The following is a 13,581-nucleotide window of genomic DNA, read 5'->3' as shown; positions in this document are numbered from 1 at the left end:
CGTTAGCGCGAGCCGCGTACCCGCCGCAATTCGTCGAGCACGAGCAGGATCGCGCCGATCGTAATCGCGCTGTCGGCGAGGTTGAACGCGGGCCAGTGCCAGTTGCCGACGTGGAAATCGAGGAAGTCGATCACGTGGCCGTACGCCAGCCGGTCGATCACATTGCCGAGCGCCCCGCCCAGAATCAGCGCCAACGCCGCGCAGAACATCTTCTGCGCGCCATGGCGCTTGAGCAGATAGCAGATCACCAGCGCCGCGACGACACCCAGGCCCGTGAAGGCCCAACGCTGCCAGCCGCCCGCCATGGCGAGGAAGCTGAAGGCGGCGCCGCGGTTGTACACGAGGATGAGGTTGAAAAACGACGTGACCTCATGCGGCACACCGTAGGCAAACACCTTCTGGACCGCGATCTTCGTGAGCTGGTCGAACAGAATCACGATCAGCGCAACGCCGAGCCACGGCGCCAGCGACCCGCCGGCGGGTTTCGACAGGGTTCTTGCCATTATGCCGCGCTCCTCGTTTCGCCGCTTCCAAACAGGTTGCTAAAGCACCGGCCGCACAGCGACGGGTGTTCGGCGTTCTCGCCGACGTCGGCGCGGTAGTGCCAGCAGCGCTCGCACTTCAGATATTTCGATGCGACCACTTCGACGCCCTCGGCCGCTTCGCTGTCGACCTTCACGACCGTTGCCGCGGACGTGATCAGCACGAATTTCAGATCCCCGCCGAGGCTCGCCAGCGCGTCGTGACGCGCACCGCTCGCGCGGATTTCGACTTCCGCCTGTAGCGACGAGCCGATCAGATTCGCCACCCGGGCTTCTTCCAGCGCCTTGGTGACGTCGCTGCGCACCGCGCGCAGCAGCGTCCACTTGTCGAGCAGCGCGGCGGCGTCCGCCACTTCCGGATAGGCGTGATACGTCTCGGTGAAAATCGTTTCGCTGGCCGGCTGGAACACCTTCCATGCTTCTTCGGCGGTGAACGACAGGAACGGCGCCATGATGCGCAGCAGGCCGTGCGCGATGTGATACAGCGCGGTCTGGGCGGCCCGGCGCGCGACGGAGTCCGCCGCCGTGGTGTACAGGCGGTCCTTCAGCACGTCGAGGTAGAAACCGCCGAGGTCTTCCGAACAGAACGTCTGCAGCTTGGCGACGACCGGGTGGAACTCGTACTTGTCGTAGTGCGCGAGGATCTCGGTTTGCAGGTTGGCCGACAGCGCCACCGCATAGCGGTCGATCTCGAGCCAGTCTTCGACCGGGCGCGCGTGCTTCTCGAAGTCGAAGTCCGACAGATTGGCGAGCAGGAAGCGCAGCGTGTTGCGGATGCGGCGATAGCTTTCCGTCACGCGCTTCAGGATTTCCTCCGAGATCGCCAGTTCGCCCGAATAATCGGTCGAGGCGATCCACAGGCGGATGATTTCCGCACCCAGGCGATTCGCCACTTCATGCGGATCGATGCCGTTGCCGAGCGACTTGCTCATCTTGCGGCCTTCGCCGTCCACCGTGAAGCCGTGCGTGAGCAGCGCGTTGTAGGGCGGGCGGCCGTCGAGCATCGAAGCGGTCAGCAGCGACGAATGGAACCAGCCGCGGTGCTGGTCCGAGCCTTCCAGGTACAGGTCGGCCGGGAACTGCAGTTCGTCCTTGTGCGAGCCGCGCAGGACATGCCAGTGGGTCGTGCCGGAATCGAACCACACGTCGAGCGTGTCGCGGTTCTTTTCATACATGTTGGCGTCATCGCCGATCAGCTCGCGCGGATCGAGCGATTGCCAGGCCTCGATGCCGGCCTTCTCGACGCGTTGTGCGACTTCTTCGAGCAGTTCCAGCGTGCGCGGATGCAGCTCGCCGGTTTCCTTGTGGACGAAGAACGCCATCGGCACACCCCATTGGCGCTGGCGCGACAGCGTCCAGTCCGGGCGGTTGGCGATCATGCTGAAGAGGCGCTGCTTGCCCCACGACGGGTAGAACGCGGTGTTTTCGATGCCTTCGAGCGCGGTTTCGCGCAGCGTCCTGTCGGTGTCGTTCGGCTTCACATCCATGCCGGCGAACCACTGTGACGTGGCGCGGTAGATGATCGGCGTCTTGTGACGCCAGCAGTGCATGTAGCTGTGCTCGTACTTTTCGGTGCGCAGGAGCGAGCCGGCCGTTTGCAGCGCTTCGACGATCTTCGGATTCGCCGCCCAGATCGACAGGCCGCCGAACAGCGCGAGCGATTCGATATAACGGCCGTCGCCCATCACCGGGTTGATGATGTCCGAATCGGCCATGCCGTGCGCCTTGCACGAGACGAAGTCTTCCACGCCGTAGGCGGGCGAGGAGTGGACGATGCCGGTACCGGTTTCCGTCGTCACGTAGTCGCCGAGATAGACCGGCGCCGTGCGCTTGTAGCCCGGATGCGCGGAGGCGAGCGGGTGGTGGAAGCGCAGGTTGACGAGCTTTGCGCCCGGGGCTGTCGCCACGACGTGGCCTTCGAGGCGGTACAGCTTCAGGCAGGCTTCGACCCGCTCTTCAGCCAGGATCAGCAGGCCGCGCGGCGTATCCACCAGCGCGTAGACGATTTCCGGGTGGAGGTTGAGCGCCTGGTTGGCCGGGATGGTCCACGGCGTCGTGGTCCAGATCACGATGCCGCCTTCGCTGCGCGGCAGCGCCGCGAGGCCGAACGCGTGCGCGGTCTTCTCCGGCTCGGCGAAGGCGAACAGCACGTCGATGGTCGGATCGGTCTTGTCCTTGTACTCGACTTCCGCTTCGGCCAGCGCCGAGCCGCAGTCGAAGCACCAGTTCACGGGCTTCAGGCCGCGGAACACATAGCCCTTTTCCATGATCTTCGCGAGCGCGCGGATTTCGCCGGCTTCGTTCGTGAAGTTCATCGTCTTGTACGGGTTGTCCCAGTCGCCGAGCACGCCCAGACGCCGGAAGCCGAGCTTCTGCTTCTCGATCTGCTCGGTCGCGTAGGCGCGCGCCTTCTGCATCACCTCGGCGGCCGGCAGCGACTTGCCGAACTGCTTTTCGATCTGGATTTCGATCGGCATGCCGTGGCAGTCCCAGCCCGGCACGTAGACCGCGTCGAAGCCCGCCAGGTTGCGCGCCTTGACGATCATGTCCTTGAGGATCTTGTTCACCGCGTGGCCGAGGTGGATGTCGCCGTTGGCATACGGCGGGCCGTCGTGCAGGATGAACTTCTTGCGGCCCCGGGAGGCGGCGCGAATCGTTTCGTAGATCTTGCGTTCCTGCCATTCCTTGACCCATTGCGGTTCGCGCTTGGGCAGGTCGCCACGCATCGGAAACGGCGTGTCGAGCAGGTTGACCGGGTAGCGGGACTGCGGTTTCGAATCGGCTTTCTTGTTGCTCATGGTGTGGTCGCGGTGAATTCTTTCGATGCGCGGCAAGCGCGCGATATGCGCACGATGCGCGGGGCGTTGGGCGCGCCCGGCAGGCATGTCGCGTGATCCACGGACGCCCTTCGATGCGCGCGGCGAGGGTACGTGTTGGGCTTGACGCCGGCACGTACCGTGGCGGCTATCTAATTCGGTCCGTGGCTGAAGTGGCGAAGCCGGTCGAGCGGCTGCCCGGCGTGCCGGTGCCGACAGCCGCAAACCAGGCACGCGCATTGGCGACGTCACGCGCGATGGCGGCGGTCAGCGTTTCGAGGTCGACGTACTTTTCCTCGTCGCGCAGCTTCTTCAGGAATTCGACGCGCACGAGCTTGCCGTAGGCGTCGCCGTGCCAGTCGAGCAGGTGAACTTCGAGCAGCACGCGGCCGGAATCGTCGACGGTGGGGCGCAAGCCGAGGCTCGCGACGCCCGGCAGCGGTTCCGCTGCGATGCCGTGCACGCGCACCACGAAAATACCGGCGAGTGCCGGGCGCTTGTGGGCGATCGGCAGGTTCAGGGTGGGAAAGCCGAGATCGCGGCCGAGCTTCATGCCGTGCACCACGTGGCCGCTGATCAGATAATCGCGGCCGAGCGCGGCGCGTGCCGCATCGAGATCTCCCGCCACCAGCGCCGTGCGCACGCCCGAGCTGGAGATGCGCGCGCCTGACGGATCCGCGACGGTGGCCATCTGCTCGACTTCAAAACCGTGCTGCACACCCGCTGCCTTCAGCGAGTCGAAATCGCCCGCGCGCTTCGCGCCGTAGCGGAAGTCGTCGCCGATCATCACCCAGCGCGCATGCAGGCCGTTGACGATGATCCGTTCGACAAACGTATCCGGCGACTGGCTGGCGAAAGTGTGATTGAAGTGCTCGACCACGACCCGGTCCACGCCATTGGTGCGCAGCGCCTCCAGCTTGTCGCGCAGCATGGCGATGCGCGGCGGCGCGCCGGCCGGGTTGAAGAATTCGCGCGGGTGCGGCTCGAAAGTCATCACGCAGACGGGCAGGCCGCGCGCATCGGCAGCCGCCCGCACGTGGGCGAGCAAAGCCTGATGGCCGCGGTGGACACCGTCGAAGTTGCCGATGGTCAGGGCGCAGGGCGCACGGCTCTCGGCATTGGGAAGACCGCGGAAGACTCTCACAATAGCGGGTTGGGCGACTTTAAGTTTTGGGACGACGTGTAACGGACGACGTTTAACAATGACGTATAACGGGCCGGTCTGTGGGGCCGCCGCCGGCGCATATGCCGCCAGCACGGACTCCGCCAGCGCGTATCCCGCAAAACAAACGATTATAAACGCTCAAAGCGAGGCACGGCGGCGCAGCGCCGTTCCGGCGTCCCCCGAATGATAAAATCCGCGGATGAAAAAACTTGTCATCCTGATTTCCGGGCGGGGCAGCAACATGGAAGCCATCGTGCGTGCCTGTTCGCGCGAAGGCTGGCCGGCGCAAGTCGCCGCCGTGATTGCCAACCGTCCAGACGCCGCGGGCCTTGCATTTGCCGCGTCGCACGGTATTGCCACGTCGGTGGTCGACCACCGCCAGTTTCCCGATCGCGAGTCCTTCGACGCCGCCCTTGCGCGCCAGATCGACACCTTCACGCCGGACCTGGTCTTGCTCGCCGGTTTCATGCGCGTATTGACGCCCGGCTTTGTCGACCACTACGCGGCGCGTATGCTGAACGTGCATCCGTCGCTGCTGCCGAGCTTCGCGGGTCTGAAAACCCACCAGCAGGCGCTCGACGCCGGCGTGCGGCTGCACGGCGCGTCTGTCCATTTTGTCACGTCGCAGCTCGATCATGGGCCTATCGTGATTCAGTCCGCCGTGCCGGTGCAGGACGGCGACGACGCCGCGGCGCTCGCCGCGCGGGTGCTGGCCACCGAACACATCATTTACCCACGCGCGGTGCGCTGGTTCGTCGAAGGGCGTCTCGCGCTCGACGGACTGCGCGTCACGCTAACGCCGCCGGAGCCGCAATGGCTCTTTGCCGACATCAATAGCAACAAGATCGCCGGAGAGGGCGTATGAGACTGCATGGTTTTTTGATTGGACAAACCGAAACGCTGCTGGCGGACGTGCTGAAGCTGGCCGGCCCTGCCGACGCGGCCACCAGCCGTTTTTTCCGCGCCCACCCGAAGCTCGGGCACGGCGAGCGCGGCGTGATCGCCGAAGCGGTGTTTGCGGTGCTGCGCCGCCGGATGGAGTTCGCCCATCTGGCCGAAAGCGGCACGGGCAGCCCGGCGCGCCGGATGGCCTTGCTGGGCCTGATGCAGACGGCGGGGCGCTCGGCCCTGAAACCGTTCGTGTCCGACACCGAGTCGAACTGGCTCGAACACGTCGCGAAGATCGACCCGGAAAGCCTGCCGCTGCGGATTCGCATGAATCTGCCCGACTGGATCTACCAGGCGCTGTCGAAGCGCTTCGAGGCCGAAGAACTGGCACAACTGGCCGCCGCGCTGAACTACCCGGCGCCGCTGGACCTGCGCGCCAATCCGATCAAGGCGACCCGCGACGACGTGCTGGGCGCGCTCTCGAAGGCCGGCATCGAAGCCGGCGCCACGCCGTTCGCGCCGTTCGGCGTGCGGGTGGTCGGCAAGCCGCCGCTCACCAAGCTGGATGCGTTCCAGAACGGTTGGGTCGAGGTGCAGGACGAGGGCAGCCAGTTGCTGTGCTCGCTGGTCGCGCCGAAGCGCGGCGAGATGATCGTCGATTTTTGCGCCGGTGCGGGCGGCAAGACGCTCGCATTGGGCGCGATGATGCGCTCCACGGGCCGGCTGTACGCGTTCGACATCTCCGAGCGGCGCCTCGCCAAGCTCAAGCCGCGCCTTGCGCGCAGCGGCTTGTCGAACGTCAACCCGGTGCTGATCGACAGCGAGCATGACGCGAAGATCAAGCGCCTCGCGGGCAAGATCGACCGCGTGCTGGTCGACGCGCCGTGCAGCGGCCTCGGCACGCTGCGGCGCAATCCGGACCTGAAATGGCGTCAGTCGCCGGAATCCGTCGCCGAACTCGCGCCCAAGCAGTTGTCGATCCTGACCAGCGCCTCGCGCCTCGTGAAGGTGGGCGGGCGTCTGGTCTACGCGACCTGCAGCATTCTGGAGGCGGAGAACGAGGCGATCATCACGCAGTTCCTCGCCAATCATCCGGGTTTCGCTCTCGTGCCGGCGCGCGACGTGCTGGCCGAGCAGCGCGTCGAGATCGAAATGGGCGACTACCTGTCCCTGTGGCCGCACCGTCACGCCACCGACGGCTTCTTCGCCGCCGTGCTGGAGCGCCGGGCTTAACGCGCCTGAAGCGCCGCGGGCGCGCCGGCCGCCTTGCAGCAACGGCGGTCGCAGCGCACCGGGCGCAACATCGAAACCATGCACAATCGGATCTTCTTTCACCTGTTCGGCGACGTTGCCCACGACTTCGGCCAGCCGGTGATGCTCTGGCAGGCGGGCCTGCTGCTCGGCACGCTCGTGCTCGCATGGGGGCTCGCCCGGCTGCTGCGCCGCACGCTCGATCTGCGCCGCCAGACGCGCTATCAGGCGCTGCGTTTCGGCGCGGAAAGCCTGAACCGCGCGTTTTTTCCGCTGATCGGCGCTGCCCTGGTGTGGCTCGCGCAAGCGGTCGCCGGTCCGTTCATGCATACGGCGCTGCTCGATCTGGCGCTGGTGCCGTTGTTCGGCATTGGCCTGATCTACGTGATGTTTTTCCTCGCCCGCCGCGTTTTTGCGAGTCATGGCGAAGCTCATGCGTGGCTCTTCCTTGGCGAGAAGATCGTTTCGCTGATTGTCTGGATCGGCATGGTGCTCACCGTGATGGGCATTCAGGACGACGTCCTCGACTGGATGGCCAGCGTGCACTTTCGCGTCGCCAATGCGCATATGACGCTGCTGTCGCTCTCGACTGGCCTCCTGTGGGTCTGCGTGACGATGGTGGTGGCAATGTGGCTCGGCTCGGCGTTCGAGGAGCGGTTGATGCGCTCCCATACGCTCGATGCGAACCTGAAAGTCGTAGTGGCGCGGGTCGGCCGGGCGTTGTTCGTGCTGGCGGCGGTGCTGATCAGCCTGTCGCTAGTGGGCATCGACATCACCGTGCTGGGCGTGTTCGGCGGCGCGCTGGGTGTGGGGCTCGGTTTCGGCTTGCAGAAGATCGCCAGCAACTATGTGTCCGGCTTCATCATCCTGATCGACCGGTCGCTGCGGATCGGCGACACCATCAACACCGGCGGCCTGCAAGGCATGGTCACGCAGATCCGCACCCGCTATACGGTGGTGCGAGGTCTTGACGGGATCGAAACGCTGATTCCGAACGAAAAGCTGATTACCGACGTGGTGCAGAATCAGTCGTCGTATCTGACCCGCGGTTTGGCGAAGCTTGCGGTGCAGGTGGCCTACACGTCGGACGTCGAACAGGCCATGGGCTTGCTCACGCAAGCGGCCGCCGGGGTGCCGCGCGTGTTGCAGGACCCGGCGCCCACTCCGTATCTGGTGGGCTTCGGGTCCGATGGCATCAACCTCGAACTGGCCTTCTGGATCGAAGATGCGGCGACCGGCACCGGTGGCGTGCGCTCGGTGGTCAACCGTAATATCTGGCGTCTGTTCAGCGAAAACGGCATTTCGATTCCGTTCTCGCAACGCGAAGTGCGCATCGTCGGCGCGAGCGACATACTGTCTCGATCGGCAAATCTGACCGAAAAGGCCGCCGACGAGCCGGGTAGCGCCGCCTGACGGGGTTGCGCTGTCGTGCCTGCGTGCCGAAAAAGCGTGCCAGCGTGTTTCCCCTGGCTTGATGCGCCACAAAAAATCCCCAATTGTTACAAACACTTGGAACGGTTCAAGTAGAATAACGTCCAATCTGTCCGTATGCTTTCACTTTCTTGACATCGCGTTTTTGGTTACCCCGTTTCTAGTTGTCTTCCAGTTGCGGTATTCGCGTTGTGTTCTGGTGTTCTGTCACTCTCGTTCCACAGGTAAATTGCCTTGTTGAATTCCTTGCTTGATTTTCTTGCCCACGGCCTGCTGCGCTTCTCCTGGTGGCAACTCGTGGTGTACACGCTCGTGGTGACGCACATCACGATCATCGGTGTGACGGTGTATCTGCACCGTTGCCAGGCGCACCGCGCCCTTGACCTGCATCCCGCGGTCAGTCATTTTTTCCGCTTCTGGCTGTGGATGACCACCGGCATGCTGACCGGCCAATGGGCGGCGATTCACCGTAAGCACCATGCGAAGTGCGAGACGGAAGAAGATCCGCACAGCCCGCAAACGCGCGGCATCTGGAAGGTCCTGCTGGAAGGCGCCGAACTCTATCGCGCGGAAGCGAAGAACGAAGAGACCATGCGCAAGTTCAGTCACGGCACCCCGAACGACTGGATGGAACGCAACGTCTACACGAAGTACCCGATTCTCGGCGTGAGCCTGATGATGGTGCTGAACGTCGCGCTGTTCGGCCTCGTCGGCCTGACGGTCTGGGCCGTGCAGATGATCTGGATTCCGTTCTGGGCGGCCGGCGTGGTGAACGGTCTCGCGCACTTCTGGGGCTATCGCAACTTCAATTCGTCGGACGCGAGCACCAACATCTTCCCGTGGGGCATCCTGATCGGCGGCGAAGAACTGCATAACAACCACCACACGTATGCGACCTCGGCCAAGCTGTCGAACAAGTGGTACGAGTTCGATATCGGCTGGATGTACATCCGCATCATGTCGGCTTTCCGCCTCGCCAAGGTGAAGAAGGTCGCGCCCACGCCGCGCCTGACCACCGGCAAGCTGGTGCTCGACCAGGACACGTTGCAGGCCGTGCTGGCCAACCGCTACGAAGTGATGGCCCGTTATGGCAAGGCGCTTAAGCGCGCTTATCGCCAGGAACTGGCGCACCTGAAGGAAGTGGGCGCGCGCGAAAAGTATCAGGTGATGCGCGGCGCACGTAGCTGGTTCCACAAGGAAGAAGCTGGGCTCGACGAGCCGCAGAAGCGTCAATTGCCGCAAATCTTCGCGAACAGCCAGAAGCTGCGTACCTACATCGAGTTGCGCAATGAGTTGGCCGCCATGTGGGAGCGTTCGAACGCCTCGCGTGAACAGTTGCTGGTGCAGTTGCAGGATTGGTGCCATCGCGCGGAGCAAAGCGGCATCAAGGCCCTCCAGGAATTCGCGATGCGCCTGCGTCGCTATGCATAAGCACGAAATCTATTAAAATTTAGTTACGTCACAAAACCCCGCGTTGGCGGGGTTTTGCTTTTTTGGGCCGCCAAAAACGTCGGACGTGACGCGCAGCACGCGCAACAGGCACAGCACGTGCCGCCACGCACGGCGAGCAGCGGCGAATCAGCAGGGCAGAGGGGATCATGAATCAGCAGGCGATCAGGAGCGTTGAATACGACCGGCCGCAGGCGCAGGGCCTGACGTGTGGTATCGGGCAAGCGTGGGCAAAGGTGCCGGACGTGCCGTCGGCGGAAGAAAAGCGCGCGCTGAAGGCGCGTATCCGCGAGTTGCTGGTGCGTGAGAAAGCGGTGCTCGTCGCACACTATTACGTCGATGCGGAATTGCAGGAGCTTGCCGACGAAACCGGCGGCTGCGTGGCGGACTCGCTGGAGATGGCCCGTTTCGGCCGTGATCACGAGGCGCAGACGCTGGTGGTGGCCGGCGTGCGCTTCATGGGCGAGACCTCGAAGATTCTGAGTCCCGACAAGCGTGTGCTGATGCCGGATCTCGATGCGACCTGCTCGCTCGATCTCGGTTGCCCTGTCGACGAGTTCTCAGCGTTCTGCGATGCGCATCCGGATCGCACGGTGGTGGTCTACGCGAACACCAGCGCGGCTGTGAAGGCGCGGGCGGACTGGATGGTGACGTCGTCGATCGGCCTTGAGATCGTCGCCGACCTGCATGCGCGCGGCGAAAGGATCATCTGGGCGCCGGACAGGCACCTGGGCAGCTACATCCAGAAGAAGACGGGGGCGGACATGCTGCTGTGGCAGGGTTCGTGCCTCGTGCATGACGAATTCAAGGGCATCGAGCTCGATCTGCTGCGCGAGCAATATCCGGACGCGAAGGTGCTGGTGCACCCCGAATCGCCGGAAAGCGTGGTGGCGCAGGCCGATGTGGTGGGTTCGACGACGCAACTGATCGATGCCGCGCAACGGCTCGATGCGAAGCAGTTCATCGTCGCGACTGATCTCGGGATTCTCTACAAGATGCGGCTTGCCGCGCCGGGCAAGACCTTTATCGAGGCGCCCACGGCCGGCAATAGCGCGACCTGCAAGAGCTGCGCGCATTGCCCGTGGATGGCGATGAACGGACTGGCGAACCTGGCCGACGTGCTGGAACGCGGTCACAACGAGATTTTTGTGGATCGCGCAGTGGGCGAGCGCGCCCGTGTGCCGATCGACCGCATGCTCGACTTCGCGGCGCGCCACAAGAAGCGCGTGCAGGCGAGCGGCGACCTCGCGAAGGACGCGGCATTGTTTTCGAACGTGGGGGCAGCGTAATGGGGGCGGCTGAGCAGAATCGGGCGCGGTATCAGGCTGACGCGGTATCGCCGTTGTTTCCCGAGGTGCGGGCGCAGTATGGCGCTGCCTTCGATGCAGCGCTTGCGCGCAACGTCGCGGATGCACTGGCGGAAGATGTGGGTACCGGCGATCAGACGGGCCGTCTCGTGCCGGCCGATGATCTGCGCGACGCGCGGATCATCGTGCGTGAAGACGCAGTACTGTGCGGTGTGCCCTGGTTCAATGAAGTGATGCGCAGCGTCGACTCGCGCATCGACGTGCAGTGGCGCTATCGTGAAGGCGAGCGTATGACGGCCGACACGCCCGTTTGCGAGTTGCGCGGCCCGGTGCGCGCGTTGCTGAGCGCTGAGCGTAATGCGCTCAATTTCCTGCAGATGCTCTCTGGTGTGGCGAGCGCGACGCGGCGCTACGTCGACGCGATCGCTCATACCCAGGCGCGCATTCTGGACACGCGCAAGACCTTGCCCGGTCTGCGGCTTGCTCAGAAGTACGCAGTGCGCGTGGGCGGCGGCGCTAACCAGCGGCTTGCACTCTATGACGGCATTCTCATCAAAGAGAATCACATTGCCGCGGCTGGCGGCGTGGGGGCGGCGATGGACGCTGCGCTCGCGTTGAACGCGGGCGTGTCGATCCAGATCGAGGTGGAAACGATCGAGCAGCTTGAAACTGCCCTGGCGCATCGGGCGCAATCCGTGCTGCTCGACAACTTCACGTTCGATGCCATGCGTGAGGCGGTGCGTCTCACGGCCGGGCGCGCCGTGCTCGAGGTCTCGGGCGGCGTGAACTTCGAGACCGTGCGGACGATTGCCGAGACGGGCGTCGATCGCATCTCGATTGGCGCCTTGACGAAGGACGTGCGCGCAACGGATTACTCGATGCGGATCGTCTGATTCTGCCGTTTCAATTTGAGTGCGCGGCATGGCGTCATTTGCCGCGGCCGCCGCTGCAGCAAAAGGCCATCGCCAACCTCCGATGGCCTTTTGCTTTTGGGCAGGTCCGAAGCGCGCGGCGCCCAGCCGCGCTCTGAACTTCACGCGTCAGACGTTGCGGTTGCGCACATTCTCTGGCGACAACACCGTGGGCAACGCTTTCGGCAAGGCAGTCGGCCAGTCGCGGCTGAAGTGAAGGCCGCGGCTTTCGCGCCGTGAGCGGGCGCTATCCACGATCAGCGAGGCCACCTCGACCAGATTGCGCAGTTCGAGCAGATCGCGACTCACCTTGAAGTGCGCGTAGTACTCGTGGATCTCGTCGCGCAGCAGCGCGAGACGATGCTTGGCGCGCGCGAGCCGCTTGTCGGTTCGTACGATACCGACGTAGTTCCACATCAGCCGGCGCAGCTCGTCCCAGTTGTGGGCAACCACGACTTCTTCGTCCGGATCGGACACGCGGCTCTCGTCCCAATCCGGCAGCGGTGCATGGACGGCGGCGCTGAAACCTTCCGCTTCGATTGCTGCTGCGGCAGAGCGGCCAATCACGAGGCACTCCAGCAGCGAATTGCTGGCAAGACGATTGGCGCCGTGCAGTCCGGTGCAGGAGGTCTCGCCGACCGCATAGAGGCCCGCCAGATCGGTGCGGCCGGCCAGATCCGTGACGACCCCGCCACAGGTATAGTGCGCCGCCGGCACAACCGGAATCGGCTCTTTGGTGATGTCGATACCGAACTCGAGGCAGCGCGAAAGAATTGTCGGAAAGTGCTCTTGCAGAAACGCCGCCGGCTGGTGGCTGATATCGAGGTACACGCAGTCGATGCCGCGCTTCTTGATCTCGAAGTCAATCGCACGGGCGACGATATCGCGCGGCGCCAGTTCGGCGCGCGCGTCGTGCTGGGGCATGAAGCGGGTGCCGTCGGGCAGCTTCAGAATGCCGCCTTCGCCGCGCACCGCTTCCGAGATCAGGAAAGATTTGGCGTAGGGATGGAACAGGCAGGTCGGGTGGAACTGGATGAATTCCATGTTCGACACGCGGCAGCCGGCCCGCCATGCCATGGCGATACCGTCGCCCGTGGCAGTGTCCGGGTTCGTGGTGTACAGGTAGACCTTGCCCGCGCCGCCGGTTGCAAGCACCGTGTGCGGCGCCTCGATGGTGACCGTGCGGCCGCTTTCCAGGTCGAGCGCGTACAAGCCGTGGCAGCGACGCCCCGGCAGGCCGAGGCGGTCAGACGTGATCAGGTCGATTGCATAGTGGTTTTCGAGCAGCGTGATGTTCGGATGGCGGCGCACGCGCTCGCTCAGCGTGGCGACAACGGCGTGGCCGGTCGCGTCCGCTGCGTGAATGATGCGGCGATGGCTGTGGCCGCCTTCGCGCGTGAGGTGAAAGCCGAGTTCGGCGGCATCGTCTTTTGTGAACGGCACGCCTTGGGCGATTAGCCATTCGATGGCCTCGCGCCCATGCTCGACAATGAAACGCGTCGCCGCTTCGTCGCACAGGCCGCCGCCGGCGATGAGCGTGTCGCTGACATGGTTTTCGATGCTATCTGCGGAATCCAGCACGGCGGCGATACCGCCTTGCGCCCAATCGCTTGCGCCTTCCGTCATCGATACCTTGGCAATTACCGCGACCCGTCGCGTCTCCGCCAGATTCAATGCGACACTCAAACCCGCCAGGCCACTTCCGACAATTGCCACATCAAAATTCATTTCCTGCGTCTCCGTCACTTGATCGGCCGTTGCGACCTGTGTCGCCGCTCACCGAGAAACAAGAAAGCATACGCGCCGAGCGACCGGAGGGAA

Annotated in this window: 10 protein-coding genes; 6 read left to right on the top strand and 4 right to left on the bottom strand. The window is 64.2% G+C overall.

Going from position 1 to position 13,581, the window contains the following annotated elements; all coding sequences use genetic code 11:
• Positions 1-2: 2 nt before the first annotated feature.
• The 3 genes from lspA to AC1ECK_RS20195 all read right to left on the bottom strand — a co-directional run bounded on the left by lspA (position 3) and on the right by AC1ECK_RS20195 (position 4,502).
• Positions 3-503 carry a signal peptidase II gene (lspA, locus tag AC1ECK_RS20205; RefSeq protein ID WP_480322010.1) on the bottom strand — a complete coding sequence of 167 codons (501 nt, stop codon included), beginning with the start codon at positions 501-503 and terminating at the stop codon, positions 3-5.
• Complete coding sequence (gene ileS, locus AC1ECK_RS20200; RefSeq protein WP_480322007.1) at positions 503-3,340, bottom strand: isoleucine--tRNA ligase; 2,838 nt, start codon at positions 3,338-3,340, stop codon at positions 503-505. The genes lspA and ileS overlap by 1 nt, the downstream gene beginning before the upstream one ends.
• Positions 3,341-3,506: 166 nt before the next feature.
• Entirely contained in the window at positions 3,507-4,502 is a 996-nt protein-coding gene (locus tag AC1ECK_RS20195) for a bifunctional riboflavin kinase/FAD synthetase (protein WP_480322005.1), read from the bottom strand.
• 220 nt (positions 4,503-4,722) lie between these two features.
• On the opposite strand from AC1ECK_RS20195, the gene purN reads away from it, so the two are divergent.
• The 6 genes from purN to nadC all read left to right on the top strand — a co-directional run bounded on the left by purN (position 4,723) and on the right by nadC (position 11,742).
• Positions 4,723-5,388 (top strand): phosphoribosylglycinamide formyltransferase, encoded by a 666-nt coding sequence (gene purN, locus AC1ECK_RS20190; protein ID WP_480322003.1) that lies wholly within the window; start codon positions 4,723-4,725, stop codon positions 5,386-5,388.
• Complete coding sequence (locus tag AC1ECK_RS20185; RefSeq protein ID WP_480322001.1) at positions 5,385-6,644, top strand: RsmB/NOP family class I SAM-dependent RNA methyltransferase; 1,260 nt, start codon at positions 5,385-5,387, stop codon at positions 6,642-6,644. The genes purN and AC1ECK_RS20185 overlap by 4 nt, the downstream gene beginning before the upstream one ends.
• A 78-nt stretch (positions 6,645-6,722) precedes the next feature.
• Positions 6,723-8,075: a mechanosensitive ion channel family protein gene (locus AC1ECK_RS20180; RefSeq protein WP_480321999.1), complete on the top strand. Its 1,353-nt coding sequence runs from the start codon at positions 6,723-6,725 to the stop codon at positions 8,073-8,075.
• A gap of 252 nt (positions 8,076-8,327) precedes the next feature.
• Positions 8,328-9,524 carry a DesA family fatty acid desaturase gene (locus AC1ECK_RS20175; RefSeq protein WP_480321997.1) on the top strand — a complete coding sequence of 399 codons (1,197 nt, stop codon included), beginning with the start codon at positions 8,328-8,330 and terminating at the stop codon, positions 9,522-9,524.
• A gap of 167 nt (positions 9,525-9,691) precedes the next feature.
• On the top strand, positions 9,692-10,831 hold the full coding sequence (nadA, locus tag AC1ECK_RS20170; protein ID WP_480321995.1) for a quinolinate synthase NadA: 1,140 nt from the start codon (positions 9,692-9,694) through the stop codon (positions 10,829-10,831).
• The gene (gene nadC / locus AC1ECK_RS20165) at positions 10,831-11,742 is read left to right on the top strand and encodes a carboxylating nicotinate-nucleotide diphosphorylase (protein ID WP_480321993.1); all 912 of its coding nucleotides are present in this window, start codon (positions 10,831-10,833) and stop codon (positions 11,740-11,742) included. The genes nadA and nadC overlap by 1 nt, the downstream gene beginning before the upstream one ends.
• A gap of 147 nt (positions 11,743-11,889) precedes the next feature.
• Here nadC and nadB read toward each other — a convergent pair whose 3' ends face one another.
• A complete protein-coding gene (nadB, locus tag AC1ECK_RS20160) occupies positions 11,890-13,488 on the bottom strand; it encodes an L-aspartate oxidase (RefSeq protein WP_480321991.1) in 1,599 nt (532 codons plus the stop codon).
• Positions 13,489-13,581 lie beyond the last annotated feature (93 nt).

It is taken from the genome of Paraburkholderia sp. SSBN10T (assembly GCF_056619545.1).
The sequence above is the reverse complement of the archived record's forward strand: the minus strand, read 5'-3'. Positions and strand labels throughout refer to the sequence as shown.